The organism is Streptomyces sp. NBC_01750, assembly GCF_035918095.1.
Lineage (GTDB): Bacteria > Actinomycetota > Actinomycetes > Streptomycetales > Streptomycetaceae > Streptomyces.
In genome coordinates this window covers 4,386,473-4,413,283 of the sequence record NZ_CP109137.1, presented here as the reverse complement: position 1 = coordinate 4,413,283, position 26,811 = coordinate 4,386,473, and the positions used below count along the sequence as shown (strand labels likewise).

Below are 26,811 nucleotides of genomic sequence, written 5' to 3'. Positions count from 1 at the left end.
CGGTCGACAGAAACCGTCACTCTCAGCTCAGGGTGACCTGGCGGTTGGTGAGCCCGCCACGCGACCGGCGCTCCTCCGCCGTCAGCGGAGCGTCGGTCGCGAGAGCCTTTGTGAGCCGCTCCGCGAACTCCGCCGCGGGCTTCTCGCACTCCTCGGCGCTCATCCCGCTCGGCAGGTCCCAGACCGGGACCATCAGCCCGTGTGCGCGGAAGGAGCCGACCAGCCGGGTGTCGTCGCCGAGCGAGGACGTACCGGCGGTGTGCAGGCGCGCGAGCGCGTCGAGGAGCTGCTCCTCCGGGTGCGGCATGACCCAGCGGAGGTGGTTCTTCTCCGGGGTCTCGCACCAGTACGCCGCGTCCACACCGGTGAGCTTCACGGTCGGGATCGCCGCGGCGTTGGCGCGCTCCAGGGAGGCAGTCACCTCCGGGGACGCGCTCTCCGTGGAGTCCGGGACCCAGAACTCGAAGCCGGAGTGGACGGTCGGTTCGAAGCCGGCGCTCTCGTCGAGGAGATCCTGCAGCCGCGGTCCTTCGGCGGCCACGCGCTGCGCGGCGACCGGCGTGCCGGGCTCGGCGGTCAGCGCCCGCTGCAGGGTGTCGGCGAGATGGCGGCTGAGGTCGCCGGACGAGGTGTCGTTCTGCAGGCCGAGCAGTACGGAGCCGTCGTCGCGGCGCAGTGCCGGCCACGCCATCGGCAGTACGGTCGCCAGGGTCACCGAGGGCACGCCCTCGGGCAGTCCGCCCTTGAGGGTCAGTGTGGCGGTCGCGGCGGGCACCAGCTCCCGCAGAGCCACCCAGTCGCACTCTCCGGCCAGACCGCCGAAGGGGCGCTGGACCAGCTCGGTCACGGCGTGCGCGGCGGCCCGGCCGTGACAGGCCTTGTAGCGGCGACCCGATCCGCATGGGCAGGGCTCACGGGCCCCGACGACCGGAACCTCGCCGTTGGTCACCTGGGGCCTGGCGGCCTTGGTCTGGGGGCGCTTCTTGGCCATGGTGTGGCTCTCTCCCGACTGCGGTGGTGCTGTCTCGGGCGCGAGCCTAGCCGTCCGTCGCCTTCCCGGGGGTGCAGCGGCCCCATGGCGGTCGGTCCCGTTTCAGTCGAGATCGTCGTACGACTCCCCGAAGTCGAAGCTCGGGACTGCGACGCGCGTAGCGAAATCCTCGCGCCGGTGCCCTTCAGTGACAATCACCCACACGGTGACCTCACCGGTCGTGCTGTCGCGGACACCCCAGTCCTGGGCCAGCGCACTGATGATGTTGAGCCCACGGCCGCCGCGGGCGGTGACCGAGGGCGTGGCCGGAACCGGTCGGGTCGGACCGCCTCCGTCCGTCACTTCGACCGTCAGCCGGCCTGCTCTGTCCATGCGCCAGGCGGCGCGGACATCACCGTCGCCCACCTCCGCGTGCCCCAGCGGCCTGCCGTGCCGGCAGGCATTGCTGAGCAATTCGGAAAGGATCAATACCGCATCGTCGAGGACCGTCTCCGACACCCCGCTGCGGCTCAACTGCTCGCGCATCCGGTGTCGCGCCTCACCCACGCCCGCAGGACCATGGGGTACGGCCATGCTCGACGACGTGGGCACCTCCTGTGCCACCACAAACGCCACCCCCGAGACCTCCTTTGCCCCACGCCACGGTGTGAATGCCCCAATGGACTGGACCGGAAACCGGCCAGGACGGGACCAGTGACGCACTCGTAACGATCGAATGCGGAACGAACGCGCCGGTGCACTCCCTGTAATCGCAGCTACAGGCGGCCCAGCTGGGACAGCACCTGTTTGGGGCGATTGGTGATGATTGCCTCCACGCCGAGGCGGGCACATAGCTCTACGTCCTCCGGCTCGTTGACCGTCCAGACGTGGACGCGATGCCCCGCCCGGTGCAGTCGGGCGATGTAGCCGGGATGGCTGCGGACGATCCGGATGCCGGGCCCCGCGATCCGCGCGCCGGCGGGCAGCCGTCCGTCGCGCAGCCGCGGTGACACGAACTGCATCAGATAGACGGTGGGGATGTTCGGCGAGGCCGCGGCGACCCGGTGCAGGGAGCGGGCCGAGAAGCTCATGATCCGTACGGGCGAATCGTCCGCCGTCGATGGCTCCGCCAGGCCGAACCGCCCGAGCAGGTGGAGCAGCCGCTCCTCCACCTGGCCCGCCCAGCGGGTCGGGTGTTTGGTCTCGATGGCCAGTTCGATACGGCGGCCGGAATCGGCCACCAGCTCGAGCAGCCGCTCGAGGGTGAGTACGGAGGTGAGTGAGGGGTCTCCCCAGTCGGGGCTCTCCGCGGCGTCCTCGTGGCCCTTCCATGTACCGAAGTCGAGGGCGGCGAGATCCGCGAGTTCCAGGGCGGATACGGCCCCGCGGCCGTTCGAGGTGCGGTTGACGCGGCGGTCGTGGACGCAGACGAGGTGGCCGTCGGCGGTGAGGCGTACATCGCACTCGAGGGCGTCGGCGCCGTCCTCGATCGCCTTTCTGTACGCGGCCAGCGTGTGCTCGGGGGCGTCTTCGGAGGCGCCTCGGTGGGCGACGACCTGGATGTTGTGCTGTCGTGCTTGAGTCACCGCGTCATGGTGTCACCGTGGCGGGGTAGACGCGTGCGGGGAGCCGATGTCCGGTCGGCAGTTGCCGTCCGGTGGGCCGGTCGCGGCCCCCGCTCGACGAGCGCGTCCGGCGAACCTGAAGATGCGTCCGTTTTGTCGGACGTAAAGGATTGCGGGCATACGCACAGGTCCTGCTTACAGTGGCCTGACGCGCTCTGGGAAAAGCTGACTGCAGACACCTGCACAGCGGAATGCATGCCCAAGACTGACGTGGAACCTGAGGAGAAAGAGCTGTGAGCACCGAGAACGAGGGCAACGAGGGCACTGGGGTTCCGGCCGCCCCGTCCGTACCTCCTGTGCCGGCCGTCGCTCCCGAGGGCACGCCTGCGTCCGCTCCGGGAACCGAGACACATGGTGCATACGGCGAGCGCGCCGCCCACGCCTCACACGGTGAGGCCCATGAGCGGGCAGCGGCAGCGGCAGAGCGGCCCGGGCACTCCCCCCAGCCCGAGCCTGCCACCGCGCCGCTGCCCGGACCCGTACCTGCTGCCGCGTCGGCGGGGGCGCCCGGAGATGCGCCTGCCGGTGCGCGGCAGCCGGGAGCCGCATGGCCGCCCCCGCCCGCTCTCCCCTCCTACGGGGGCGGCGGCCACGGTGGGCCCGTCTGGGGAGCGCCGGCCCAGGCGCCGGAGCCTGGGCGCAAACGTTCCGGCGGACTGTTCGCCGCGGTGCTCGTCGCCGCACTCGTCGCGGGCGGGGTCGGTGGCGGCATCGGCTACTGGGCCGCCGAGCACAACGACGACACGACAGGCTCGACCACGGTCGCCGCGGCCGAGGCCCCCAAGGACTTCAAGCGGGAGCCCGGCACGGTCGCCGCGGTCGCGGGCAAGGCGCTGCCGAGCGTGGTCACGATCGAGGCGAAGTCCGGCGGCGGCGGCACGGGTGCGAGTGGCGAGAGCGAAGGCGGTACGGGTACCGGCTTCGTCTACGACAAGGAGGGCCACATCCTCACCAACAACCACGTGGTGGCCTCCGCGGCCGACGGCGGCACGCTGTCCGCGATCTTCTCCAACGGCAAGAAGTACGACGCCGAGGTGGTGGGCCGGGCCCAGGGTTACGACGTCGCCGTACTGAAACTGAAGAACGCCCCCTCCGGCCTGGCCCCGCTGGCCCTCGGCAACTCCGAGAAGGTCGCGGTCGGCGACTCGACCATCGCGATCGGAGCGCCCTTCGGGCTGTCGAACACCGTCACCACCGGCATCATCAGCGCGAAGAACCGGCCTGTCGCCTCGGGTGACGGCTCCAGCGGCAAGAACTCGTACATGAGCGCGCTGCAGACCGACGCGTCGATCAACCCCGGCAACTCCGGCGGACCGCTGCTGGACGCGGGCGGCGCGGTGATCGGCATCAACTCCGCGATCCAGTCGGCGGGAAGCGGCCCAGGCCAGACGCAGGCCGGTTCGATCGGCCTCGGCTTCGCCATCCCGATCAATCAGGCGAAGAACGTCGCCGAGCAGCTGATCAGGACGGGCAAGCCGGTGTACCCGGTGATCGGCGCCACGGTCGACATGACGGTCAAGGACTCGGGCGCCAAGATCGCCGCCGAGGGTGCGGGCGGCACGGCTGCGGTGATCTCGAACGGCCCTGCCGCGAAGGCCGGCCTCAAGGCGGGCGACATCATCACCAAGTTCAACGGCAAGCCGATCGACAGTGGCCCGACCCTGATCAGCGAGATCTGGAACCACAAGCCGGGCGACAAGGTGACGCTCACGTTCCAGCGCGACGGCAAGGAGAGGACGGCGGACCTCGTTCTGGGCGAACGCAAGGGCGACAGCTGACGCCGGCCCGCCGGCTCCGGGTGCCAGTACTGCTGTCCGCTCTGCCCGTGCCGAAGAACGATGCTGCGACGCGTGACGCGGGCCCGGTAGTCTGTAGCCCGCTCCGCCGCAGGCGGCCGGGGCGTGGGTGGGTTGCCCGAGCGGCCTAAGGGAACGGTCTTGAAAACCGTCGTGGCAGCGATGTCACCGTGGGTTCAAATCCCACACCCACCGCAGATGAACGGCCCCTGACCAGTATCGATGGTCAGGGGCCGTCGGCCTGTCGGGTCGCCGTGATAGCCCGGTGCTCCCCGTTGTTCCTGCTCGATCGGGCACGGAAGGGGCACGCAGAACACCCGAAACTGTGCTGCTCGCGGGAGGCTGCGGGCATACCATCGGCCTGATCACATGGGGGTGGGGGGCTGTGCTGTACGCACACGAGGTGATCCTGAACGAACTCGCACAAGGGCTCAGACCTGCGCCTGAGGGTGTCGAGTGGTTTGAGGGCCTCTCGGAGGATGACCAACGCAAGGCTTTGCACACGCTGGTGCTGTTCTGCGGGCAGGCCCGGGCGCGCGAGGACGATGTGCCAGAGAGCATCGCGCGCTCTGGCATTCGACCCACGCACACGCCTGCGGTGATGCTCACGAAATGGCGCTTCGGGATGGACCGACTTCCGGCCTATGAACTCACGAAGTCATTTCGCCTGCTCGTCGCCCTCTTCAGCATCGCCGATACCCGCAGGAGGGCGCTGCACTGCGCCAACGGGTGCGGTCACGAGTGGCACGACTTGTCAGCTCAGCCACAGGATCCAACCTAGGGCTACTTCTTGCCCTGGTTGTTGATCCGGCCTGCGGCTTCACCCACTACCCCGCCTTTGACCTGCCGTTGAGCCGTCGGCGATTGTCATTGCTGGTCTCCGTTGGCCACCGTCCCGCGGCCTACAGACGGCTCGGCCGGCCGTTCTGAAATCATGCGGCGTGCGGAATCGCCTACGCCGCAACCGTCCACAGCAGCGTCCCCACTGCCCGCACCGACACCGCCCGCCGCCATCTGACGGCGCTGCTGGAAGGCTTGTGCATCCAGTACTCCAGTGCCGACTCTCCGTCGAACGGGCCATCGCCCGGGTGAAGCAGCACCGGGCCGTCACCACCCCGCTACGACAAACGCGGATACATCTACCTCGGCACCGTCACCCCCGCAGCCCTCACCGACCCGTCAGGCTTCGAAGCGATGGCGGGAGGCCTCGATGTGACCGAGGTACCGGTGGGTCCAGTCGCACAGTCCGTCGATCGTCACCCGCAGGGCCTGGCCCGGCTCGGTGAGGGTGTACTCGACCCGCGGCGGCACGACGGGGTGAACCGTCCGCTCGATCAGACCGTTGCGCTCCAGCATGCGCAGGTTCTGGGTGAGCATCTTGTGGCTGACGCCCCCGATCTCGTTCCGCAGCTCGCTGAAGCGCAGGGTGCGTTCACCGAGAGACTCGATGATCAGGAGCGCCCACTTGTTGGCGACGTCCGAGAAGATCTCCCGCGCCAGAGAGTCCGCACGCCTCAGGTCCGCATCCTCGGGCGAGCCGCTGAACTGCTTGGTCACCATCAGGTTCCCCAGTCACCGAAAAGTGCGTTCTTCCATGTCAGCGGCCACTCTCCTACGGTTTCTGAGTAACCACAAGAGAGCGGCTCTCATGGCAATGGAGGCGGACAGCATGGCCATCACCCTGGTAAACCCCAACGGATTGCCGGAAATAGACGCATACCGGCAGGTGTCGATCGCGACCGGCTCGAAGCTGGTCTTCATCGCCGGGCAGGTCGCCTGGGACGTCGACGGTGTCACGGTCGGCGAAGGCGACCTCGCCGCTCAGGTCGAGCAGTGCTACCTCAACATCGGCACCGCCCTGGCCGAGGTCGGCGGCTCCTTCGACGACGTGGCGAAACTGACCGTCTACGTCGTCGACTGGACCCCCGACAAGATGCCCCTGCTCATGGAGGGGCTCGGTCGGGCGGCCGTGAAGCTGGGGGTCACCGCGGCACCCCCTGCCTCGCTGCTGGGCATTGCGGCACTGGACGTACCCGACCATCTGGTCGAGATCGAAGCCACCGCCGTCATCGACTGAACAGGCGCTCTTCGCCCCGGGGCTGAACGTCGCAGTCGGCCTTCACCGGAGCACCGGTTCCATGTGGAGCGCGGCGTCGCCGGCCGCCTCGTCGGGAGTCCGGCCGTTCTCACGGGCGACCATGTACGCGGCGTACCAGTCCCACCAGTTGTGCTCCGGGGCCGTCGCCTCGTACGGACCGTGGTGCTCCGCGGTCTCACGCAAGAGTTCTGCCGACGCGGTGACATTCATGGCGAAACCTCCTCCGTCGTGCCGGAGTCACCGTCCGGGCAGTCGCACCTGGACCTCTTGCAGCAACCACCCATTGCCGTCCGGGTCACTGAACGAGGCGTATGAGGCGTAGCTGCGACGCTCTGGATCGGGGCCGTCCACCGACTCCTGGACGCCGCTGTCGTAGACATTGTGGAAGACCTCGCTCACGTCAACGCCCCTGCCGACCAGGTCAGCGCGGGCGCGGTCGATGTCGAAGACCACGAGATAGAGACCCTGGGCGGAGCCCGGTGCCACGGGGGTGACCCCGCGGCCGAAGATAACCGAGCCCACCGACCCCGGGGGCGTCACCTGCACGATCCGGAACTCCGGGCCGGCTTCGTAGTCCGCGTCGAGCCGCCACCCCAGGCTCCTGTAGAAGCGCAGGGCACGGTCGACGTCAGCCACCGGGATGACGATGACTTCGAGGCTCATATTGATGGTCGGATCCTTGACGACGTCCGTTGCGCCGTCCTGATGCGCTTGCAGGGTGCTCATATCGACCTCTCCCGATGGATGGCCGGTTTGGATATGACCCCTGATAAGCCGCCAGCGGCGGGAACCCGAGCGCCGACTCTGGGTCATCCGTGGACCGGCTAATATCACAATTATCGCTTACTGGACAAAGTCTGGCGCGACCATGAACAGCTCAGCCTCGACACGTTCCGCGGCCCGCGCCGCGCACGTCGAACCCTGCACGATCTGCCGCCCCGACCGGGACCTGGGAGTGCTGTGAGCGGCCACCGGTCGCAGCCTGGAGGCATGAGAGCGCAGTCCTTCGAAGCTCGTCTGCCCAGGCCACGTGCCCGGAGGATTGGTATATGGGGCGGTCTTGAAAACCGTCGTGGCAGCGATGTCACCGTGGGTTCAAATCCCACACCCACCGCGCAGGTCAGCGTAAGAGCTGGTCAGAGGGGTTGGTCGGAGGGGGTGTCTCCGAGTCGGAGACACCCCCTCGGCGTTCACCGTGTGGCGTGCCGGTGTGCGCACGTGCCGTCAGGTGCCGCCGCCCGGTTCGAAGCCGGCGAGCATCTTCTCGAGTGCCCGCTGGTCCGGCCCGACGAACGGATCCGCGTCGGGCGCCGCGGCGAGCGTGTCGGTCATCTGTGGAGCGAGGCCGACCGCGGGCGGCAGGTGGGTGCAGAGGACGACCTCGGGGTCCATGATCCGCAGCTGCTGGAGAGTGGCGAGGTACTTACCGATGTCGACGGTGTGGACCCAGGGGCTGTCGACCGTGGCCCACAGCAGTTGCGCGTCGCGCAGCTGCTCGGCGGGGAAGGAGCCGACGTTGTCGGTGAGGGCGAGTTCGGCGCTGGGCATGGGCGCGCCGAAGCAGTCGGAGCTGAAGCAGGCCGCCGATCGCTCGTCATAGAAGCCGACGGTGGCGGGGTTGTCGAACAGCGGAGGCCGGAAGGCCATGAGTGCGCGGTCGCCGGCCTCCAGGGTCTGGCCGGGGTTGACCAGGCAGATGCGGTCGAGCGGCAGCGGCCGCTCGGTGGACATGAGCCCGGCGCCGATGAACGTGGTCACCACGCGCGCGTGGGGCGCGGCGGCGAGTAGATCGAACAGTCCGCCGGTGTGGTCCCGGTCGGGGTGGGTGAGCCAGATCCACCGCACGTCGGCGGGGTCGATGGCCGAGCTGAGCGTTTCGAGGAAGTTCCGGTCGGGGAGCCCGAGGCCGGTGTCGACGACGACGGGCTGGGTGGCGTGCAGGACGAAGGCGTTGACCGGGAGGAAGCCGATCCCGGGCACTTCCAGGCAGTCGCTGAGTACGGTGATGTCTTTTCCGACCTTATGAACGCTCATGGCGGGTCTCCGTGAGTCCCCCGTGGGCGGGATCGTGCCCCTGCATCCAGGGTGGGCCCGTCCGGGCGGGTGAGCCAGTGCGGGAGCGGGAGCCGACCGCGGCACGAACCGGCCGAACCGGGAGCAGGGGCCGGTACGGGTGCCCCCGCCGGGGCGCCCCGTCAGTGGCGGTGACCCGAGGTCAGTCGGTCGGCCGAGGCGATCGTCGCCCGGGCTTCGCGTTCGGTGAGGCCCGCGCGGACCGCCGCATCGGTGAGGGCGTCCGCGAGCTCCTCGCCGAAGCCGTTCTCGTACGCGCGGCAAGCCGCCCAGAACAGCCGGGTGTTGCGCTGGCCCTCGTGCGCCGAGAGCACGAAGTGGACCAGGCCCTGGCCCCGGGGCGGCCGGGACGCTGCGGCGTGGGTGAAGTGGCCGGAGCGTGCGGGGGGTGTGACAAGGCGGAGGAGTGCGCGGGGGCAGGGCGCGGGTGACAGCTCGGCGGTACCGGGAGCGAGGCGGTACGCGCCGTGGGCGGAGACCGAGCCGGGGCCCACGAGATAGCCGCCGGCGCCGCGGACGTCGATGCCGGGGGCGAGCCGGCTCGCGGAGTTCGGGACGATGACGTCCGGCGGTCCGGTCAGCCAGAGGTGGCGGCCGCCGCTGGGGGTGAGGACCGTGACCGTCTCCGGGATCGTGAACAGATGCCGCAGGGCCAGGTGCTGGAGCGCGGACACGGAGTCGGCCGAGGACGTGGCGGACTTGGTGTCGAGGTCGATGCCGATCAGATGGTGCGGGGGCCGGCCGCAGGCGATTCCGTAACCGGTGGCCCAGGGAGCGGCGGCGAAGAGGGCGCGTACGCCCGCGGGGTCGCTGGTGGCGTCATGGACGCCATGGCCCGGGAGTCCGCATTCGCCACGGCACAGGACCGGCTCGGGGTCGCCACGGTGGGGAGAGCGCAGGGCGGGGAGCTTGGTGGGGGACAGGGGTATGACGGGGAGCCCACGCTCGGCGGCGGAGAGAGCGTGGGCGAGGGCCAGTGTGGCGGACTGCCGGGCGGTGGTGGCCATACATCCATGTTCGTACGAGTGTTCGAATAAGGGAAGAGGGGAAGGTTGCCCGAAAACGTGCCGGAACGGTTCATCTGTTGCGGCGCCCGGGTCTGGCGGTCCGTAGCGGTCCCTCCCGGCTCCGTTCCTGGTTCACTCCGGCTCCACTCCGGGTCGCGTTCTGCCCTGAGTAGGGGTTCTGCGGGCGCGAAGGGGGTTTATCGACATGTCATCACGCTTGAGGGGGAATTGGGGCCTGCGGGGTGGTTCGCCTGAGATTCGGTGGGCAATTCTGATCTCGCGACGTCGTGACCATGATCCGGGGCGGTAGGCCAACTGCCTTGGAAAAAGCCGTACTTCTGCAGTTCCGGTTCCTGGAGGAAAAGACATGGCAAGCATCCGTACCGCCCGCGTCCTCGCCGCTGTCGCCGCGCTGCCCCTCACGGCCGCCCTCTTCTCGGGCATCGCCCAGGCCGACAACGGCGCCTTCGCGGACGACGGATCGAATGCGACGGTGGCCTCGATCGTCGGCAGCGGTGTCGGCGGAAACAACAATGGCAACTCGACCACCACCCAACAGGTGGCGAGTGGCGCAGGCGCGTCCAACCAGAACAACACCGCGAGTGTGAACGGCTCAGGCTTCACATTCATCGATCAGTCGAACGCCGTAGTGCACTTCACGAATCTCTGGTGACGGCCGGCCCGATGGGGGGTTGCAGCAAGGGGTGAACGACTGCCTGCGCGACGGTACTTCGGTGCCGTCGCGCAGGCGGTTGTGCGGGTGGGGGTGGTGGTCCTGGCGGCGGTGACCTTGACAGCGGACACGGATCTGACGGACAGTCAGAAAACCTGATCCGTACGCCCGGGAGGCGGCCGCCGTGCACCTCGCCCCGACAGAGCGGCAGCAGCAGCTGCGCGCCGAACTTCGTTCCTACTTCCGCGAAGTGATGCCGGACGGACCGCCGCCCGCCCACGACGGAGCGGAGCAGCGCCGACTGCTGCGGCGGATCGGGGCGGACGCCATGCTCGGGCTCGGCTGGCCCGTCGAGTACGGGGGGCAGGGGCGCGGCCCCGACGAGCAGTTCGTCTTCTTCGACGAGGCGTACCGGGCCGGCGCGCCCGTCTCCATGGTGACTCTGAACACCGTCGGGCCGACCCTGATGAAGTACGGCACCGCCGAGCAGAAGTCGTTCTTCCTGCCGCGCATCCTCAGCGGCGACCTCGTCTTCGCGATCGGCTACAGCGAGCCGGATGCCGGGACCGACCTCGCCTCGCTGCGTACACGCGCCGTGCGGGAGTGCACCCCTGACGCCGATTCCTGGGTTGTCGACGGACAGAAGATCTTCACGAGCAACGGCCAGAACGCGGACTGGATCTGGCTCGCATGCCGTACGGACCCTCAGGCTCCCAAACACAAGGGCATCTCGATCATCCTGGTACCGACCGACGCACCGGGTTTCGCCTGGACACCGATCGAGACGGTGGGCGGCCTCACCACGACCTCGACGTACTACGACGGGATTCGCGTGCCCGCCGCGAATCTGGTCGGCGAGGAGAACGGCGGCTGGGGACTGATCACCAACCAGCTCAACCATGAGCGGGTGGCGCTGGCGGCGATCGGGATGCAGGCCGAGGACTTCTACGAGGCGGCACTGCAGCGCGCGCGTACACCTGATCCAGTGACGGGTGAGCGCCGGATTGACGAGTCATGGGTGCAATTCCGGGCGGCCGAGGTGCACGCCAGGCTGTCGGCAACGCGCCTGCTCAACTGGCGTTTGGTGGGGGATGTGGGGGCGGGTCGGCCGGCACCCGGCGAGGCGAGCGGCGTGAAATTCGCGGGAACCGAATCCGCCGTGGAGGTGTATCGAATGTGCCAGGAAATCACGGGGGAGGCGGGACTGATCCGGGCCGGTTCACCGGGCTCGCTCGACATCGGCTCGCTGGGGGACGGGGAGCTGGAACGGATGAACAGAGCGGCGCAGATCAACACCTTCGGGGGCGGGGTGAGCGAGGTGCAGCGGGAGATCGTCGCGACGATGCGGCTCGGCATGAAGAGGGGGAAGAGGTGACCACGGGGGACGAGGTGACCGACAGGTTGTACGCACGGCTGAAGGCGTACGAGGGGCGGGCGGCCGCTATCTCGGGCGTGGGCAAGGACCTGGTCAACGAGCCGATGATCAGGCACTGGTGCGAGGCGATGGGGGACGCCAACCCCGCGTACACCGGGCCGGACGCCACAGCGCCGCCGACGATGCTGCAGGTGTGGACGATGGGAGGTCTGTCGGGGCACACGGACCGGTCCGCGGCGCAGGACGAGCTGTTCGCTCTGCTGGACGGGGCGGGATACACCTCGGTGGTCGCGACCGACTGTGAGCAGGAGTATCTGCGAACGCTGCGACCGGGGGACCGGATCACGTTCGATGCGGTGATCGAGTCGGTTTCGGAGCTCAAGACGACGAAGCTGGGAGCGGGTCACTTCGTCACTACGCGGATGGACGTCCGGGCGGACGGGGAGCCGGCGGGTACGCACCGTTTCCGGATCCTCAAGTACGCGCCGGCGCGGCGGAAACCGAAGGCGGTGGACGAGCGGCCGCGGCCGGTGATCAACCGGGACAACGCCGGATTCTGGGAAGGGGTGGCGGAGCACCGGCTGCTGATCCAGCGCTGCGAGGGGTGCGGCACGCTGCGGTTCCCGTGGCTGCCCGGATGCGGTGCCTGTGGGTCGCCCGCGTGGGACACGGTCGATGCGAGCGGCGCGGGGACCGTCTACTCGTACGTGGTGATCCACCATCCGCCGTTCCCGGCCTTCGATCCGCCGTACGCCGTGGGGCTGATCGAGCTCGTGGAAGGCGTCCGCATGGTCAGCAATGTGGTTGGCGCACCGCATGACGAGGTCCGGATCGGGATGCCTGTGCAGCTCGAATTCCTGCGGGTGGACCACCGGTTGGAGCTGCCGGTCTTCCGGGTCCAGGACGGGAGTGCGGGCTGATGGACTTCACGCCCACGGAGGAGCAGTCCGCCGCGCAGGAGCTGGCGGCGCAGATATTCGGCGATCTCTCCACACATGAGCGGCTGGCCGCCGGGACAGGGACGGACACGGAGTTGTGGAAGGCGCTGTGTGCGGCGGGGCTGCCAGGGGCCGTCGAGGACATAGGCCTGCTCGGGCTGGTGCTGGTGCTGGAGGAGCAGGGGCGGACCACCGCACAGGTGCCCTTCGCGGCGACCTGCGTGTACGGAGTGCTGGCGGTGTCCGCGCACGGCACGGACGAGCAGCGGGCCCGGCTGCTGCCCGCTCTCCGCGACGGTACGGCGGTGGCGACCGGGGCGTTCCCGGCCGGCGGTGATGTACGGGCCGTGGCACCGGGGCGGTTGAGCGGATCGCTGCCGTTCGTGCCGTGGCTGCGGGACGCCTCCCATGTCCTGGTCCCCGACGCAGACCGGGGGCTGTGGATCGTACCGACCGCCGAAGCGGAGGTCACGGAGGTGGAGACCACCGCACCCTGGGCTGCCGGGCGGCTCGTCCTGTCCGGGACGGCGGCCGAGCGGCTGGGCGGGCCGGATGCGTACGAGTCCGTACTGGCCCTGGGACGTACTGCCTTCGCGGGGCTGCAGGCCGGAGTGTGCGCGGGCTCCCTCGCCCGGGCCGTCGCATACACCTCGACCCGTGAGCAGTTCGGACGCGCCCTCTCCACCAACCAAGGGGTGCTGCTGCGCGCTGCCGACGCGTACATGGACACCGAAGCGATACGGGTCACGGCCTACGAAGCCGCCTGGCGGCAGGACGAAGGTCTGGACGCGGCCGCCGAGGCGCTGACCGCCGCATGGTGGGCATCCGAGGCCGGCAAGCGGGTCGTCCACGCCGGGCAGCATCTGCACGGTGGGACGGGTGCCGACCTGGACCACCCCGTCCACCGGCACTTCCTGTGGGGGCGCCAGCTGGACGCCTACCTCGGATGCGGTTCACAACTCCTCGCCGAACTGGGCGAGTTGATCGCAAAGGAGTCATCGCAGTGAAAGCCGGTGACGAACTTCCGCCGCTCACCATCCCCATCACCCGCACTCTGATCGTCGCAGGAGCTGTCGCCTCCCGCGACTACCAGGATGTGCACCACGATGCGGAGCTCGCGAAGGAGAAGGGCTCCCCGGACATCTTCATGAACATCCTGACCACCAACGGACTCGTCGGCCGGTACATCACCGACTGCTTCGGCGAGCATGCGGTGCTCCGCAAGGTCGCCATCCGGCTGGGGGCACCCAACTACCCCGGAGACACGATGGTGTTGAGCGGATCCGTCACCTCCGTCGACGGCGGTACGGCGCTTGTGCGGGTCATAGGGGCCAACGGCATCGGCAACCACGTCACCGGCACCGTGACAGTGACTGTGCCTGCGACCCTTCCGGAGGGTGACGCATGAGCATCAGCAGCCGGGACGCGCTCGGCGGCCGGGCGGCCATCGCCGGAATCGGGGCGACCGAGTTCTCGAAGGACTCGGGCCGCAGCGAGCTCAAGCTGGTCGTCGAATCGGTGCACGCCGCCCTCGACGACGCGGGCCTCTCCCCCGCCGATGTCGACGGCCTGGTCACTTTCACCATGGACACCAGCCCCGAGATCACCGTCGCGCAGGCGGCCGGCATCGGCGAGCTGTCCTTCTTCTCCCGCATCCACTACGGCGGCGGTGCGGCCTGCGCCACCGTGCAGCAGGCCGCACTCGCCGTCGCCGCCGGCGTCGCCGAAGTCGTGGTCTGCTACCGGGCGTTCAATGAGCGTTCCGGTCGGCGCTTCGGCTCCGGCGTGCAGCGCCGGGAGCCGTCCGCCGAGGGCGCGGCGCTCGGCTGGAACCTGCCCTTCGGGCTCCTCACACCCGCCTCCTGGGTCGCCATGGCCGCCCAGCGATATCTCCATACGTACGGGCTCACGCCCGAGGCGTTCGGCCATGTCGCCGTCACCGACCGCCGCCATGCCGCGAACAACCCCGCCGCGTACTTCTACGAGAAGCCGATCACCCTCGCCGACCATGCCGACTCGCGCTGGATCGTCGAGCCGCTGCGTCTCCTTGACTGCTGCCAGGAGACCGACGGCGGCCAGGCGATCGTCGTCACCAGCGCCGAGCGTGCGCGGGATCTGCCGCAGCCGCCCGCGGTGGTCGTCGCCGCCGCGCAGGGCGCCGCCCGGGCGCAGGAGCAGATGACCAGTTTCTACCGCGACGACCTCACCGGCCTGCCGGAGACGGGCGTGGTCGCCCGTCAGCTCTGGCAGACCTCCGGGCTGGCCCCCGGCGACATGGACGTGGGCATCATCTACGACCACTTCACCCCATTCGTCCTGATGCAGTTGGAGGAGTTCGGGTTCTGCAAGCCGGGCGAGGCAGCGGAGTTCGTGGCCGCGGACGTCCTGCCGCTGAACACACACGGCGGTCAGCTCGGCGAGGCGTACCTGCACGGGATGAACGGCATCGCGGAGGCGGTCAGGCAACTGCGCGGCACCTCGGTGAACCAGATACCGGGCGCGGCCAGGACCTTGGTCACGGCGGGCACCGGCGTTCCTACATCCGGGTTGATCCTGGGCGCGGACGGCTGAGGCCGACCGGAATATGGCGGAAGCTCCCCTAGCCCGAATGCCATCCCTGAGGGTCCCCTCCACCTTCAGGAGGTGAGGGCACCACCAGCAGTACAACCTGAGGCGGACACCGCTTCGGGACCTGCGGCCGATCCGCGACGGTAGTGCCCGCTCCTAGCGTGGACCTATGACCACGCCAGTCTGCACAAGCGCTTCGAGGGCCGCCGCGCCGGTGCCGTCGTATGCGCCCTACTCATCGTTTTCGTCGTACGTACGGGCGCGGGGGCCCGTACTGCTGCGTACCGCCCGCTCGCTCACCGCGAATCCGAGCGACGCCGAGGACCTGCTGCAGACCGCGCTCGCCAAGACGTATGTCGCGTGGGAGCGGATCGAGGACCACCGGGCGCTCGACGGCTATGTCCGCCGTGCCCTGGTCAACACCCGAACTTCGCAGTGGCGCAAGCGCAAGATCGACGAGTTCGCCTGCGACGAGCTGCCCGAGCCGGAGACCGTACCCACGCCCGATCCCGCCGAGCAGCAGGCGCTGCACGACGCGATGTGGCGTGCCGTGATGAAGCTGCCGGACCGGCAGCGCGCGATGGTTGTGCTGCGGTACTACGAGGATCTCAGTGAGGCCCAGACGGCCGAGGTGCTCGGAGTGTCGGTCGGCACGGTCAAGAGCGCGGTGTCGCGGGCGCTCGGCAAGCTCCGCGAGGACCCGGAGCTGCTGCCCGTCCGCTGACGCCACCCCGCCCCCACCCTGCCTCCACGCCGGTCGTGCGCTGCCCGCGTGCCGACGTGAGCTGGTCATGTGTCGCGATTCCTTACCCCTGGGTAGTGACATACCGCGCGGTATGTGAGCAGAATCTGCACAGCCCTTACTGCCACGTAGCGCAAGCGCCCATCGGGAGGACGCCGTGCTGAGCACCATGCAGGACGTACCGCTGACTGTGACCCGCATCCTTCAGCATGGGATGACGATCCATGGAAAGTCGCAGGTCACCACCTGGACGGGGGAGGCCGAGCCGCAGCGCCGCAGTTTCGCGGAGATTGGCGAGCGGGCGACCCGACTGGCCAATGCCCTGCGTGACGGACTCGGAATCGTAGGCGACCAGCGCGTCGCGACGCTCATGTGGAACAACGCCGAGCACGTCGAGGCGTACTTCGCGATTCCCTCCATGGGCGCCGTGCTGCACACCCTCAACCTCCGCCTGCCCGCGGAGCAGCTGGTGTGGGTCGTCAATCACGCCGCCGACCGCGCGGTCATCGTCAACGGCTCGCTGCTGCCGCTGCTCGCGCCGCTGCTGCCGCAGATGCCGACGATCGAGCACATCGTTGTAACCGGACCCGGCGACCGCGCCCTGCTCGCCGGCACATCGGCGCAGGTGCACGAGTACGAGGAACTGATCGCCGGCCGGCCGACCACCTTCGACTGGCCGGAGCTGGACGAGCGCGCCGCGGCCGCCATGTGTTACACCTCGGGCACCACCGGCGACCCCAAGGGCGTCGTCTACTCCCACCGCTCCCTGTATCTGCACTCCATGCAGGTCAACATGACCGAGTCGATGGGGCTGACCGATCGTGACACGACGCTCGTGGTGGTCCCGCAGTTCCATGTCAACGCATGGGGCCTGCCGCACGCCACGTTCATGACCGGCATCAACATGCTGATGCCCGACCGCTTCCTGCAGCCCGCGCCGCTCGCCGAGATGATCGAGCGCGAGAAGCCCTCGCACGCCGCGGCCGTCCCCACCATCTGGCAGGGCCTGCTGGCCGAAGTCACCGCGAACCCCCGGGACCTGAGCTCCATGAAGCAGGTCACCATCGGCGGCTCGGCCTGCCCGCCGGCGCTGATGGAGGCGTACGACAAGCTCGGTGTGCGGGTCTGCCACGCCTGGGGCATGACGGAGACCTCCCCGCTCGGCACGATGGCCCACCCGCCGGCGGGTCTGAGCGCGGAGGAGGAGTGGCCGTACCGCATCACCCAGGGCCGATTCCCGGCGGGCGTCGAGGCCAGGCTGGTCGGCCCCGGCGGCGAGTTCCTGCCATGGGACGGGCAGTCGGCCGGTGAGCTGGAGGTGCGCGGGACCTGGATCGCGGGCGCGTACTACGGCGGCGCGGGCGGTGACGACTTCAAGCCCGAGGACAAGTTCAGCGAGGACGGCTGGCTGAAGACCGGCGATGTCGGCGTCATCAGCCCCGACGGCTTCCTGACACTGACCGACCGTGCGAAGGACGTCATCAAGTCCGGCGGCGAGTGGATCTCGAGCGTCGAGCTCGAGAACGCGCTGATGGCACACCCGGAGGTCGCGGAGGCCGCGGTTGTCGCGGTCCCGGACGACAAGTGGGGTGAGCGGCCGCTGGCGACGGTGGTGCTGAAGGAGGGCTCGAGCGCCGACTACGGGACGCTGAAGGCCTTCCTTGCCGAGAAGCTTGCCAAGTGGCAGCTGCCGGAGCGCTGGGCGACCGTGCCCGCGGTGCCGAAGACGAGCGTCGGCAAGTTCGACAAGAAGGTGATCCGCAGGCAGTACGCGGACGGCGAGCTGGACGTCACCCAGCTCTAGCCGATCGAAGAGCGCAAAAGGGGCGGCAGTCATGACTGCCGCCCTTTCGCTTCACTTGATGCCTGCTGGCGGGATTTCTTTCAGTTCGTGCCGATTTTTGCCAGCAGATCCACGATGCGGGCCTGGACCTCGCTGCTCGTGGAGCGTTCCGCGAGGAAGAGCACTGTCTCGCCCGACGAGAGTCGTGGCAGTTCCGCCTGGTCGAGGCCCGCCGAGGTGTAGACGACCAGCGGGGTGCGGTTCAGCCGGCCGTTCGCGCGCAGCCAGTCGATGATCCCCGCACGCCGACGGCGTACCTGCATCAGGTCCATCACCACCAGGTTCGGCCGCATCTGGGATGCGAGCGTGACCGCGTCCGTGTCCGCGCCCGCCCGGGCGACCTGCATGCCGCGCCGCTCCAGCGTGGCCGTCAGCGCGAGCGCGATCTCCTCGTGCTCCTCGATCAACAGCACGCGCGAGGGGTGCTGTTCGCTGTCGCGCGGAGCCAGCGCCTTGAGCAGTACGGCAGGATCCGCGCCGTACGCGGCCTCCCGCGTCGCCTGCCCGAGGCCCGCCGTCACGAGCACCGGCACCTCCGCGGCCACCGCGGCCTGGCGCAGGGACTGGAGCGCGGTCCGCGTGATCGGTCCGGTCAGCGGGTCGACGAAGAGCGCCGCCGGGAAGGCCGCGATCTGCGCGTCGACCTCCTCGCGCGAATGCACGACCACCGGGCGGTAGCCGCGGTCGCTCAACGCCTGCTGCGTGGAGACGTCGGGCGCGGGCCAGACCAGCAGCCGGCGCGGGTTGTCCAGCGGCTCCGGGGGCAGTTCGTCGTCGACGGGCTGCGGCTGGGGCCGGTTGGCCACCTCGATCGCGCCACCCGGGCCGTCCAGCGGCTCGGGGCCCTCCGCGCCCTCGTCGGGCGCGCCGATCGCGTATGCCCGGCCTTCGGCCTGCGCGGTGGGCAGCCGCGACCCGTTCTGCGCGGGAGCCTGCGGATGCGGACGCGCGGCGGGTTCGGGCCGCTCACCGTCCGGCGGCGTGGCCAGCTTGCGGCGGCGGCCGGCGCCGAGCGTCTGGTTCTGCTGCTGAGCGATCTGCTGCGAGAACGGCACGCCCTGACCGAGCGTGCGCACGCTGAACGCACGGCCCTGCGTCGAGTCGGCCGAGACCGGGGCCTCGGCGGGCAGGGGCTGCGCGGCGCGCGCGGGAACCGGCGGCGCAGGCGCTTCGGCAGGCAGTGGCAGCGGCAGGGATACGGAACCGGTGTCCTGGACGGTCTCCTTCACGCTCTCCACAGCGGCTTCGTCGTCCGCGGCCGAGTGCTGACCGATCGAGTCGGCGGCGGCGGTCGTCTGCCGACCGCCCGAGGTGATCGCGGCGAGGCCGGTGCCCGATGAGCCGTTCTCCGCCCATTCCGGCTGCGCGGCGGCGGGCATCTGCCCGGCCGGTCCGGGGGCCTGAAGGCCTTCGGACGCCCGGGCCGGCAGCTGCTGAGCCTCCTCCGTGCGGGCCCGACGGCGGCCGGTCGGTTCGGGGTGCTGCTGCGGCGGTGTGTGGTGGTCGGTGCCCGGCTCGGTGCGCACGGCATCGTGCCGGCCCGGCAGCGAGGCATCCGCCTCACCGGCCGTCGGCTGAACCGGCTGGACCCGGTCCGCCTCGGCCGGCGGGAGAGCGAACGCGCTGCGGCCGTTCTCCACCTCGGCCGGAGCGGCCGCCAGTGCCCGCCTGGCCCGCCGCCCGGCCGGCCGTGCTTCGGCCGGAGCGGCGGAAGCGGCAGCCGGTGCGGCAGACAGCTCGGGCAGCCCGCTCTCGCCACCACGCCGCGCGCGCCGCCCCGACGGGCCCGAACCCTGTGCGTCGACGGGCACGCCCTGCGGCGGCACCGTCTGGCCGAGCGCCGCGCGTCCGGTCGACGCCGCGCCCTCCGCGGCCGTCACCACCGAACCCGCGGCCGGCTCAAGGGTCCCCGCGGCAACCGCGGCAGGCGTCGCGGTCTGTTCGGCCGGGCTCGGCCGCCCACGCCGCCGCCCGGTTCCACCACTGCCCGAGCCGTTCCCTGAGCCACTCCCGGGACCGGGACTCGAACGCGAACCCGAATCCTGGGCCGGGATCAGTTCCTGCTGAGGCTCCTCCGCATGGCCCCGGCGACGCCCGGTCGGCTGCGCCGCCACGGGGTCCTCCATGGCCACGGGGCTCTCCAGGAACGCGTCCGTAGAGGCTCGCCGCGCTCGCCGTCGCCCGCCCCCGCCGGACGTACCCGGCGCGGATCCCGTCGGCTGCTCCGGCAGCGCGAGCGCACCGGCCTCCGGACCCGCCTCCTGCGGCGCCGTCACGGTCCCCGCGCCCTCGCCGAGCGGCACCTCCAGGACGTACGCGCTGCCGCTCATGCCCGGCACCTCGTGCGTCTGCAGCACGCCTCCGTGCGCCCGTACGATCCCGCGCACGATCGGCTCGTGCACCGGGTCTCCCCCGGCGAACGGCCCCCGCACCTCGATCCGTACGACCTCACCGCGCTGCGCCGCCGCCACCACGACCGTCGAGTCCACGTACCCGCCGCCCGGAACCACCCGGGCCTTGCCGGTCGAGTCGACCCCGGCCACGTCCGCGACCAGATGCGCGAGGGCTGTCGCCAGCCGGGCTCCGTCCACCTCGGCCTCTATCCGCGGCGCGTGCACCGCGAACTGCGCCCGTCCGGGCCCGATCAGATCGATCGCGCCCTCCACCCCGGCCGCGACCACCGCGTCGAGCAGCACGTTCGCCTTGTTCAGCTCTTCCGCGCCCGTGTCGAGCCGCTGATAGCCGAGCACATTGTCGACAAGCGTCGTCATCCGGGCATAACCGGCAGCAAGATGGTGCAGGATCTGGTTCGCCTCGGGCCACAGCTGCCCGGCCGGGTCGGCGGCCAGCGTGCCCAGTTCGGCGCGCAGTTCCTCCAGCGGCCCGCGCAGCGACTCGCCGAGCACGGCGGTCAGCTGGGCATGCCGGGCGGCCAGCTCCTCGTACCGCTCGGCGCGCCCCTCGATCTCGGCGGCGTACCGCTCCGACTTGTCCGCCAGCTCGGCCGTGAGCCGCTCGGTGGTCTCCGCGATCTCGTCCGTGAACCGTTCGGTTGTCTCCGCGAGTTCCGCCGCGTGCTGCTGTTCCAGCTCCTCGTACGGACGCCGGTCGGTGAAGGTCATCACCGCGCCGACGAGCTGGTCCCCGTCCCGTACCGGCGCGGTCGTCAGATCGACAGCCACCTTCGAGCCGTTCTTCGCCCACAGCACCTGCCCGCGCACCCGATGCTTGCGGCCGGACTTGAGCGTGTCCGCGAGCGGCGATTCCTCGTAGGTGAACGGCTCGCCGTCCGCGCGCGAGTGCAGGATCAGCGGGTGAAGCTCCTGGCCGCCTAGGTCGCTCGCCCGGAACCCGAGGATCTGCGCGGCGGCCGGATTGACCAGGACGACCCGCCCGTCGGTGTCCGTACCGACGACGCCCTCGGACGCCGCCCGCAGGATCATCTCGGTCTGGCGCTGCGAACGCGCCAGCTCCGCTTCGGTGTCCACGGTGCCCGACAGGTCCCGCACGACGAGCATCAGCAGCTCGTCGCCGGTGTATCCGGCGGACGAGGCATAGGCATCCTGCCCGTCCTCAAGGCTCGCGCTGGTCACCTCGACCGGGAACTCACTGCCGTCCGTGCGCCGCGCGACCATCCGGGCCGGCTTGGTGCGGCCCCGCTCGTCCGCGGCCTCGGGCCGGCGCATGGAGCCGGGAATCAGCCGGGAGTCGAAGGAGGGCAGCAGATCGAGCAGGCCGCGTCCGACGAGGGCGGTGCCGGGGGTCTCGAAGAGTTCGAGGGCGATGGTGTTGGCATTGACGACGGTGCCATTGCAGTTGACGAGCACGAGCCCATCAGGAAGGGCGTCGAGTATGGCTGCGAGGCGAGCAGCGCCTCGGGATGGCCTGCTGCTCACGACGACGCTTCCTCCCTGACTTACTGCATATTGCGGACGGGCCTGTCCCATCTTGCTCCTCGGACTTCAGCCTGTCACTGGAGGGAGTCTAAAGGCAGAGGATGCGGGCGCGACGGCGGATGAGGGGGAGCTCTCACCAAGGTTATGTGCACAGGGCGCACGCCTCGGGTCTATGACCTGGTGTTCGGCAGTACTGGTTCCATCGTCTGCCAGCGCGAGATTTCGCAGCCGTTGGCCCGGCTGAAGGTGGCGTCGACGGACCGCCCCTGCCAGGTTCCGGTAATGCGTGCCGTGGCCGGCCCGCCCATCTGCTCGGTGCACATCTGGTCCGCGGGCACCGGCGCGAAGGGATCCTGCCCCTCCCGCCCCAGCTGGTCCAGCCGGTCGCAGGCGGCCTGAGCCGAGGGGTGTGTCCCGCCGGCGGGCCCGCACTCCAGCTCGTACCGTCCGTCGGTCCGCGTGTTCCCGGTCTCGGAGACGATCACGGTGAGCTGGTCCGGAGCCGTCAGCAGGGGAAGGGGCGCCGCGCCGGCGGCGGGGATGGCGGCGCCAAGCACGGCGAGTGACGCGGTTGCGGTGAGGACGAGGTGGCGCAGCATGGGAGCTCCTGGAGCTGGAGAGGCACGGTTCCGGCCGGGGCCGAGAGGCCCCGCACTCTCTAACGCTCGCTGCGTCCGGGCGTTGCGCAACCGGACTGCGCTGTTCGGGCGACGTCTCCCGGACCGGCCGCACCGGCCGCACCGGCGGACCCGCCGCGCTGTCGGGCCGGCCGGACTTTGCCCTGTGGCCCGCGTCCCTAGTACCGTGGGCAGCGATTGGTGACACCCCACCGGGCTGTGTCATCATCTGCACGCACCACTCGCGCCCGCGCGGGTGTGCTGGAGGCGTCGCCTAGTCCGGTCTATGGCGCCGCACTGCTAATGCGGTTTGGGTCTTAAAGCCCATCGAGGGTTCAAATCCCTCCGCCTCCGCAGTTGATCACCGAAGCCCCGTCCTATGGCCGGGGCTTCGGTCGTTCCAGCAGCTGTTCCCTAGCCGTTTCTGCGGTGTTTTCGCAGGTCAGCATGGGTGCGGTTAACGGATTTCACCTGACGGCGCGGGTCATGTAATGTTGTTCCCGCAACGCCGACCAGGCAGAAAAGCCCGGGACGCCGAGCACTCGTAGCTTAACGGATAGAGCATCTGACTACGGATCAGAAGGTTGCAGGTTCGAATCCTGCCGAGTGCACACAGTTCAGAAGCCCCTCGGGATCATCCCGAGGGGCTTCTGCCATGAGCGGGTGACATTGACGTCCCCGCGGCGGGACCTGACCCGGCGTCCCCAAGGGGCGGCAACTGAGCAGTGCGGAGTCCGCCTATGTGGTGGACGTGGTCTGCCGCTGGATCGAACGTGCGGTGGCGGGCTCCTCGGGAGCCGGGGGCACCCGCTCGCCTGGTGATCAGGACCCGGTGATCAGACCCGGCCGGCCCGGATTCCCCCTGGTGAGCGGAGAGTCACCGGTTCGCCCGGTCGGACCGGCCGGCATCAAGCCCTGACATCGGCGTCCCGTCGGGAAATCGACGGGGCCTACGGTCTTTGGTCATCGCTCCGACGGCGCCGGCGGACCGGCAACAGCCGCCGCGGGGCCCGTCGTCAGCCGCCGTACCTTTTGGCCGACTCGTCCTCCTGTGCGAGGCGTCGCAGCGCCAGGAGGGCGGGCTCCAGCAACACGGTCAGCAGCAGGGCTCGTTCGGCCCGTTCCAGGGGGTCGGTGGTGTCGTCCAGTTGGTCGAGATCGTGGGCGGCGGTGCGCTCGGCGAGAGTCGCGTAGGGCACAAGGGACCGCCAGTCGTAGTCGACCCCGAGTGATCGCAAGGTTTCCAGGGTGTCGGCGATGACGCCCTTGGCCGGGGCGTGTGCCGAGACCTGCCAGCCCATTTCCGTCAGCAGCGCATCCGCGTCCGCGCTGCCGGGCCGGTCGTCCTCCTTCCCGGTCCCGGGCTCCGTCCCGGTGACCGGCCTGGCGCCGAGGACGAGGCCGAGCACCTGGTGGGTGTCGGCTTCATGCTCGGACACGGCGGTCAGCAGCTCCCTGGTGGCGTTGACCGACAGCCCTCGTACTCCGATGAGGGCGCGGATCAGCCGGAGGCGGCGAATGTGCGACTCCTCGTACTCGGCCTGGGTCGCGGCTGTCGCCCGTCCGGGAGGCAGCAGTCCCTCCCGGAGGTAGTGCTTGATCGTCGTGATCGGCACCCCGCTGCGGCGGCTCAGCTCGGAAATTCGCATCTGTTCTCACTCTCGTCTGGCCATTGGAGAGTGTCACTCTCTAATATGGATAGTGTCACTGCCTATCCATGAAGGCGAGAAGTGCGATGCCCACGCTCCCCTGGGTCACCCCGAACCCCGTTCCGCCAGGCGCTCAGGCGTTTGTCATGGCCTCCCGCTTCGAGGTGCGCTCCTTCGCGGACGTACCGCGTTTCTTCTGGAAGTCGCTCGCCGCCTGGCGGCAGGTGCGGTCCGCGCCGGGAGCCTTTGGCGCATCCCTCATCGCCCAGCCGGCGAAGCGCGTCTTCTTCACGCTGTCCGCGTGGGAGAGCCGGGACGCCCTCTATGCGTACGCGAGGACCGAACCGCATCGCGGGATCATGACCGGGTTGCGCGCGACCATGCGCGACTCGACCTTCACATTCTGGGAAGTCCCGGTGGAGCAGCTGCCGATCGGTTGGGACGAGGCCAAGCGGCGTATCGCGGAGCAGGCGCGGACCGACGGCGGAGCCTGACGACGGGTGCCCGTTCCGGCTTGTTCGGGCTCGTCCTGGTTCGTCATGACCCCGGCGGCGCGTTCCAGCCACAACTGAACAGTTGTTCAGCCCATTGCGGGTGGTGGTCGAGGTAACCACGGCCGCGGTCCGTACGCTCCGGTAGCGTCCGCGTAATTGTCCGGAGGTGTGCGTATGGCGTGGCGGTGTGCGGGGCTCGGCTGGCCGCGCGGGACGCGGATGCCCGTGCTCGAGTGGGAGGGCGGGCGGATCAGTCCGCTGACCGCCGGGAAAGAGCTGGGCTTCCGGGCCGAGGGGCAGCGGCGGTGTGTCGGAGCGCGGGGGAATCCCTGTCCCACGCGGACCGTTGTCTCCGGGCGGGCGACGCAGGCGCGGTGTGCGGAGTGCGCGCGGCTGGACCGGGCGCACTCGGTGGCCGCCGACACGATCGCCGACGACCCGCGGACGTACCGCGTGTATCTCGCGTGGTTCGGACCCGGCATGGTCAAGGTCGGGATCACCGCCGAGGAGCGCGGCGCGGCGCGGCTGCTGGAGCAGGGGGCCGTGGTCTTCAGCTGGCTGGGGCGCGGACCGCTGATGGCGGCCCGGCGGACCGAGGAGCTGCTGCGCACGGCGCTCGGCGTGCCGGACCGGATTCCGTACGCGGCCAAGCGGGCGGTACGGGCCGCGCTGCCGGCCGCGGTCGAGCGGGCGGCGGAGATCGAAGAGCTGCACCGGCGCGCGGTCGGCCTTGAGGGGTGGGCGGAGTCGCTGGAGCGGATGGACTTCGAGGCGGTCGATCACGCCGAGGTGTTCGGGCTCGATGGGCTGTCGGCCGCGACCGGGGTGGTGCGCGAGCTGGTGGACGGCGGGGTGGTCGCGGGGTTGCTGGTGGCGGCCGCCGGGCCTGATCTGCATCTGCGGACGGCGGGGGAGGGGCTGGTGGTGGTCGATACGCGGCTGATGACCGGATGGGGCTTGATCGGTGCCGACAGCGATGCCGGGGTGACGGTGCCCCTCGTCGACATGGCCGGTCCCGGCGCCGTGCAGGACGGGCTCTTCTGACGGCTCCGCCGGTTCGTCCGACCCGAAGGTCAAAAGTTGGATCCCTCAGGGATCCCTTCGGGCAATGGCTCTGGACACCTCCCCGACCGGGAACGGAAGGTGAGTGTCATGAGCATCAAACCTGTCGCGGCACATGATCCGCCGTACTACACCGTGGTTTTCACCTCCGTTCAGACGGAGCGGCCCGAGGGGTACGGCGAGACCGCCGAGCGCATGAAGAAACTGGTGGAAGGGGTACCTGGGTTCCTCGGGTACGAGTCGGCGCGGACGCCCGGTGGGCTCGGGATCACCGTCGGGTACTTCAGGGACGAGGAAGCCATCGCCACCTGGCAGCGGAATCTGGAGCACCAGGCCGCGCAGAAGCGCGGACGGGCCGAGTGGTACGAGAGCTACAGCGTCCATGTGGGCAAGGTGGAGCGGAGTTACTGCTTTGAGCGGGACTGAGCGCCGGATCGACGGTCGGACGGATGGCTTGACCGAGGGCCGGATCGAGAGCCTGGCCGAGGGGCCGAACGACCATGAGACGGCGGATGTGCGGAAGTTCTGGGAGCGGCTCCGGCTGCCCGGGCTCGTCGACGTGCACACGCACTTCATGCCGGAGCAGGTCCTCAAGAAGGTGTGGGCCTACTTCGACGCCGCCGGGCCGCTGACCGGCCTGGAGTGGCCGATCACCTACCGGCACGAGGAAGAGCGACGGGTCGCTCTGCTGCGGGAGTTCGGGGTGCGGTCCTTCACCTCGATGCTCTATCCGCACAAAGCCGGAATGGCCGCCTGGCTCAACGGCTGGGCGGCGGAGTTCGCGGCGCGCACACCGGACTGTGTGCATACGGCGACCCTCTTCCCGGAGGACGGCGTCGAGCGCTACGTACGAGAGGCGGTCGAGACCGGCGCGCGGATCTTCAAGTCGCATCTCCAAGTCGGCGCGTACGACCCCAATGACGAGCTGCTCGATCCCGTCTGGGGGCTGCTCGCCGAGGCCGGGGTCCCGGTGGTGATGCACTGCGGTTCCGGTCCGGCGCCCGGAAAGCACACCGGGCCCGAGCCGGTGGGCCGGCTGCTCGCGCGGCATCCGCGGCTGCGGCTGGTGGTCGCGCACATGGGGATGCCGGAATACACGGACTTCCTGGATCTCGCCGAGCGGTACGGCGAGGTGCGACTGGACACGACGATGGCCTTCACGGATTTCAGCGAGCGGTTCGCGCCCTTCCCGGAGCGGGAGAAGGCGCGCCTCGCGGACCTCGGCGACAAGATCGTGCTGGGTACGGACTTCCCCAACATCCCGTATCCGTACGTCCATCAGCTCCGCGCGCTCGAAGGCCTCGGGCTCGGGGACGACTGGCTGCGAGCGGTCTGCTACGAGAACGGCGCCGGGCTTTTCGGCCTTCAGCACTCCTAGCGCATTC

26 protein-coding genes and 4 tRNA genes are annotated in these 26,811 nt (G+C 69.8%); 19 read left to right on the top strand and 11 right to left on the bottom strand.

Features of this window, described 5'->3' with window-relative positions; all coding sequences use genetic code 11:
• Positions 1 to 22 precede the first annotated feature (22 nt).
• The 3 genes from OG966_RS19815 to OG966_RS19805 all read right to left on the bottom strand — a co-directional run bounded on the left by OG966_RS19815 (position 23) and on the right by OG966_RS19805 (position 2,556).
• On the bottom strand, positions 23 to 991 hold the full coding sequence (locus tag OG966_RS19815) for a DUF5926 family protein (protein WP_326651052.1): 969 nt from the start codon (positions 989 to 991) through the stop codon (positions 23 to 25).
• 102 nt (positions 992 to 1,093) lie between these two features.
• Complete coding sequence (locus OG966_RS19810) at positions 1,094 to 1,693, bottom strand: ATP-binding protein (protein WP_326651050.1); 600 nt, start codon at positions 1,691 to 1,693, stop codon at positions 1,094 to 1,096.
• 53 nt (positions 1,694 to 1,746) lie between these two features.
• Complete coding sequence (locus tag OG966_RS19805; RefSeq protein ID WP_326651049.1) at positions 1,747 to 2,556, bottom strand: glycerophosphodiester phosphodiesterase; 810 nt, start codon at positions 2,554 to 2,556, stop codon at positions 1,747 to 1,749.
• Between the two features lie 272 nt (positions 2,557 to 2,828).
• Between OG966_RS19805 and OG966_RS19800 the strand changes: the two genes are divergently transcribed.
• From OG966_RS19800 to OG966_RS19790, 3 genes are all read left to right on the top strand, one after another.
• Positions 2,829 to 4,373: a S1C family serine protease gene (locus tag OG966_RS19800; protein ID WP_326651048.1), complete on the top strand. Its 1,545-nt coding sequence runs from the start codon at positions 2,829 to 2,831 to the stop codon at positions 4,371 to 4,373.
• A 126-nt stretch (positions 4,374 to 4,499) separates the two neighbouring features.
• Positions 4,500 to 4,586 (top strand) — tRNA-Ser (locus tag OG966_RS19795).
• 190 nt (positions 4,587 to 4,776) lie between these two features.
• Positions 4,777 to 5,172, top strand: a complete 396-nt coding sequence (locus tag OG966_RS19790; RefSeq protein WP_326651047.1) for a DUF5958 family protein — start codon at positions 4,777 to 4,779, stop codon at positions 5,170 to 5,172.
• A gap of 398 nt (positions 5,173 to 5,570) precedes the next feature.
• Here OG966_RS19790 and OG966_RS19785 read toward each other — a convergent pair whose 3' ends face one another.
• Positions 5,571 to 5,951, bottom strand: a complete 381-nt coding sequence (locus OG966_RS19785; RefSeq protein ID WP_326651045.1) for a winged helix-turn-helix transcriptional regulator — start codon at positions 5,949 to 5,951, stop codon at positions 5,571 to 5,573.
• Between the two features lie 109 nt (positions 5,952 to 6,060).
• On the opposite strand from OG966_RS19785, the gene OG966_RS19780 reads away from it, so the two are divergent.
• A complete protein-coding gene (locus OG966_RS19780; RefSeq protein WP_326651044.1) occupies positions 6,061 to 6,468 on the top strand; it encodes a RidA family protein in 408 nt (135 codons plus the stop codon).
• Positions 6,469 to 6,510: 42 nt separating this feature from the next.
• Here the strand turns inward: OG966_RS19780 and OG966_RS19775 are convergent, their stop codons facing one another.
• Positions 6,511 to 6,699: a bleomycin resistance protein gene (locus OG966_RS19775; RefSeq protein ID WP_326651043.1), complete on the bottom strand. Its 189-nt coding sequence runs from the start codon at positions 6,697 to 6,699 to the stop codon at positions 6,511 to 6,513.
• Between the two features lie 27 nt (positions 6,700 to 6,726).
• On the bottom strand, positions 6,727 to 7,215 hold the full coding sequence (locus OG966_RS19770) for a VOC family protein (protein WP_326651042.1): 489 nt from the start codon (positions 7,213 to 7,215) through the stop codon (positions 6,727 to 6,729).
• A gap of 307 nt (positions 7,216 to 7,522) precedes the next feature.
• On the opposite strand from OG966_RS19770, the gene OG966_RS19765 reads away from it, so the two are divergent.
• Positions 7,523 to 7,600, top strand: a tRNA-Ser gene (locus tag OG966_RS19765).
• Between the two features lie 113 nt (positions 7,601 to 7,713).
• On the opposite strand, the gene OG966_RS19760 is transcribed toward OG966_RS19765, so the two are convergent.
• A complete protein-coding gene (locus OG966_RS19760) occupies positions 7,714 to 8,523 on the bottom strand; it encodes an MBL fold metallo-hydrolase (protein WP_326651041.1) in 810 nt (269 codons plus the stop codon).
• Positions 8,524 to 8,684: 161 nt separating this feature from the next.
• Positions 8,685 to 9,569: a bifunctional DNA primase/polymerase gene (locus OG966_RS19755; protein ID WP_326651040.1), complete on the bottom strand. Its 885-nt coding sequence runs from the start codon at positions 9,567 to 9,569 to the stop codon at positions 8,685 to 8,687.
• Positions 9,570 to 9,936: 367 nt separating this feature from the next.
• On the opposite strand from OG966_RS19755, the gene OG966_RS19750 reads away from it, so the two are divergent.
• From OG966_RS19750 to OG966_RS19715, 8 genes are all read left to right on the top strand, one after another.
• On the top strand, positions 9,937 to 10,242 hold the full coding sequence (locus OG966_RS19750) for a hypothetical protein (RefSeq protein ID WP_326651039.1): 306 nt from the start codon (positions 9,937 to 9,939) through the stop codon (positions 10,240 to 10,242).
• Between the two features lie 184 nt (positions 10,243 to 10,426).
• Positions 10,427 to 11,617, top strand: a complete 1,191-nt coding sequence (locus OG966_RS19745; protein WP_326651038.1) for an acyl-CoA dehydrogenase family protein — start codon at positions 10,427 to 10,429, stop codon at positions 11,615 to 11,617.
• Entirely contained in the window at positions 11,614 to 12,537 is a 924-nt protein-coding gene (locus OG966_RS19740; RefSeq protein WP_326651037.1) for a bifunctional MaoC family dehydratase N-terminal/OB-fold nucleic acid binding domain-containing protein, read from the top strand. The genes OG966_RS19745 and OG966_RS19740 overlap by 4 nt, the downstream gene beginning before the upstream one ends.
• The gene (locus tag OG966_RS19735) at positions 12,537 to 13,562 is read left to right on the top strand and encodes an acyl-CoA dehydrogenase family protein (protein WP_326651036.1); all 1,026 of its coding nucleotides are present in this window, start codon (positions 12,537 to 12,539) and stop codon (positions 13,560 to 13,562) included. Before OG966_RS19740 ends, OG966_RS19735 begins: the two co-directional genes overlap by 1 nt.
• Positions 13,559 to 13,963, top strand: a complete 405-nt coding sequence (locus OG966_RS19730; RefSeq protein WP_326651034.1) for a MaoC family dehydratase — start codon at positions 13,559 to 13,561, stop codon at positions 13,961 to 13,963. Before OG966_RS19735 ends, OG966_RS19730 begins: the two co-directional genes overlap by 4 nt.
• On the top strand, positions 13,960 to 15,126 hold the full coding sequence (locus tag OG966_RS19725; RefSeq protein ID WP_326651033.1) for a lipid-transfer protein: 1,167 nt from the start codon (positions 13,960 to 13,962) through the stop codon (positions 15,124 to 15,126). Before OG966_RS19730 ends, OG966_RS19725 begins: the two co-directional genes overlap by 4 nt.
• A 166-nt stretch (positions 15,127 to 15,292) precedes the next feature.
• On the top strand, positions 15,293 to 15,847 hold the full coding sequence (locus OG966_RS19720; RefSeq protein WP_326651031.1) for a SigE family RNA polymerase sigma factor: 555 nt from the start codon (positions 15,293 to 15,295) through the stop codon (positions 15,845 to 15,847).
• Between the two features lie 175 nt (positions 15,848 to 16,022).
• On the top strand, positions 16,023 to 17,669 hold the full coding sequence (locus OG966_RS19715; protein WP_326651029.1) for a long-chain fatty acid--CoA ligase: 1,647 nt from the start codon (positions 16,023 to 16,025) through the stop codon (positions 17,667 to 17,669).
• An 80-nt stretch (positions 17,670 to 17,749) separates the two neighbouring features.
• On the opposite strand, the gene OG966_RS19710 is transcribed toward OG966_RS19715, so the two are convergent.
• Positions 17,750 to 21,604, bottom strand: coding sequence for a PAS domain-containing protein (locus OG966_RS19710; protein ID WP_326651027.1), 3,855 nt, complete (start codon positions 21,602 to 21,604; stop codon positions 17,750 to 17,752).
• A gap of 170 nt (positions 21,605 to 21,774) precedes the next feature.
• Positions 21,775 to 22,203: an SSI family serine proteinase inhibitor gene (locus tag OG966_RS19705; protein WP_326651025.1), complete on the bottom strand. Its 429-nt coding sequence runs from the start codon at positions 22,201 to 22,203 to the stop codon at positions 21,775 to 21,777.
• Positions 22,204 to 22,484: 281 nt separating this feature from the next.
• Here OG966_RS19705 and OG966_RS19700 point away from each other — a divergent pair.
• Together OG966_RS19700 and OG966_RS19695 are read left to right on the top strand one after the other, a co-directional pair.
• Positions 22,485 to 22,575 (top strand) — tRNA-Ser (locus tag OG966_RS19700).
• Positions 22,576 to 22,759: 184 nt separating this feature from the next.
• Positions 22,760 to 22,832, top strand: a tRNA-Arg gene (locus OG966_RS19695).
• A 405-nt stretch (positions 22,833 to 23,237) separates the two neighbouring features.
• Here the strand turns inward: OG966_RS19695 and OG966_RS19690 are convergent.
• Positions 23,238 to 23,870: a MerR family transcriptional regulator gene (locus OG966_RS19690; RefSeq protein ID WP_326651023.1), complete on the bottom strand. Its 633-nt coding sequence runs from the start codon at positions 23,868 to 23,870 to the stop codon at positions 23,238 to 23,240.
• A gap of 86 nt (positions 23,871 to 23,956) precedes the next feature.
• Here OG966_RS19690 and OG966_RS19685 point away from each other — a divergent pair, with 86 nt between their 5' ends.
• From OG966_RS19685 to OG966_RS19670, 4 genes are all read left to right on the top strand, one after another.
• Positions 23,957 to 24,364 (top strand): DUF3291 domain-containing protein, encoded by a 408-nt coding sequence (locus tag OG966_RS19685; RefSeq protein ID WP_326651020.1) that lies wholly within the window; start codon positions 23,957 to 23,959, stop codon positions 24,362 to 24,364.
• A 174-nt stretch (positions 24,365 to 24,538) separates the two neighbouring features.
• Positions 24,539 to 25,408, top strand: coding sequence for a DUF2797 domain-containing protein (locus tag OG966_RS19680; RefSeq protein ID WP_326651018.1), 870 nt, complete (start codon positions 24,539 to 24,541; stop codon positions 25,406 to 25,408).
• 108 nt (positions 25,409 to 25,516) lie between these two features.
• A complete protein-coding gene (locus OG966_RS19675; protein ID WP_326651017.1) occupies positions 25,517 to 25,852 on the top strand; it encodes an antibiotic biosynthesis monooxygenase family protein in 336 nt (111 codons plus the stop codon).
• A gap of 28 nt (positions 25,853 to 25,880) precedes the next feature.
• Positions 25,881 to 26,804, top strand: coding sequence for an amidohydrolase family protein (locus tag OG966_RS19670; RefSeq protein ID WP_406731518.1), 924 nt, complete (start codon positions 25,881 to 25,883; stop codon positions 26,802 to 26,804).
• Positions 26,805 to 26,811 lie beyond the last annotated feature (7 nt).

What these genes read in the sequence shown, in the direction of transcription:
- OG966_RS19815 (WP_326651052.1), bottom strand. Translation starts at nt 991, where the DNA reads ATGGCCAAGAAGCGCCCCCAGACCAAGGCCGCCAGGCCCCAGGTGACC.
- OG966_RS19785 (WP_326651045.1), bottom strand. Translation starts at nt 5,951, where the DNA reads ATGGTGACCAAGCAGTTCAGCGGCTCGCCCGAGGATGCGGACCTGAGG.
- OG966_RS19780 (WP_326651044.1), top strand. Translation starts at nt 6,061, where the DNA reads ATGGCCATCACCCTGGTAAACCCCAACGGATTGCCGGAAATAGACGCA.
- OG966_RS19775 (WP_326651043.1), bottom strand. Translation starts at nt 6,699, where the DNA reads ATGAATGTCACCGCGTCGGCAGAACTCTTGCGTGAGACCGCGGAGCAC.
- OG966_RS19770 (WP_326651042.1), bottom strand. Translation starts at nt 7,215, where the DNA reads ATGAGCACCCTGCAAGCGCATCAGGACGGCGCAACGGACGTCGTCAAG.
- OG966_RS19760 (WP_326651041.1), bottom strand. Translation starts at nt 8,523, where the DNA reads ATGAGCGTTCATAAGGTCGGAAAAGACATCACCGTACTCAGCGACTGC.
- OG966_RS19755 (WP_326651040.1), bottom strand. Translation starts at nt 9,569, where the DNA reads ATGGCCACCACCGCCCGGCAGTCCGCCACACTGGCCCTCGCCCACGCT.
- OG966_RS19750 (WP_326651039.1), top strand. Translation starts at nt 9,937, where the DNA reads ATGGCAAGCATCCGTACCGCCCGCGTCCTCGCCGCTGTCGCCGCGCTG.
- OG966_RS19735 (WP_326651036.1), top strand. Translation starts at nt 12,537, where the DNA reads ATGGACTTCACGCCCACGGAGGAGCAGTCCGCCGCGCAGGAGCTGGCG.
- OG966_RS19725 (WP_326651033.1), top strand. Translation starts at nt 13,960, where the DNA reads ATGAGCATCAGCAGCCGGGACGCGCTCGGCGGCCGGGCGGCCATCGCC.
- OG966_RS19720 (WP_326651031.1), top strand. Translation starts at nt 15,293, where the DNA reads ATGACCACGCCAGTCTGCACAAGCGCTTCGAGGGCCGCCGCGCCGGTG.
- OG966_RS19705 (WP_326651025.1), bottom strand. Translation starts at nt 22,203, where the DNA reads ATGCTGCGCCACCTCGTCCTCACCGCAACCGCGTCACTCGCCGTGCTT.
- OG966_RS19690 (WP_326651023.1), bottom strand. Translation starts at nt 23,870, where the DNA reads ATGCGAATTTCCGAGCTGAGCCGCCGCAGCGGGGTGCCGATCACGACG.
- OG966_RS19685 (WP_326651020.1), top strand. Translation starts at nt 23,957, where the DNA reads ATGCCCACGCTCCCCTGGGTCACCCCGAACCCCGTTCCGCCAGGCGCT.
- OG966_RS19680 (WP_326651018.1), top strand. Translation starts at nt 24,539, where the DNA reads ATGGCGTGGCGGTGTGCGGGGCTCGGCTGGCCGCGCGGGACGCGGATG.
- OG966_RS19675 (WP_326651017.1), top strand. Translation starts at nt 25,517, where the DNA reads ATGAGCATCAAACCTGTCGCGGCACATGATCCGCCGTACTACACCGTG.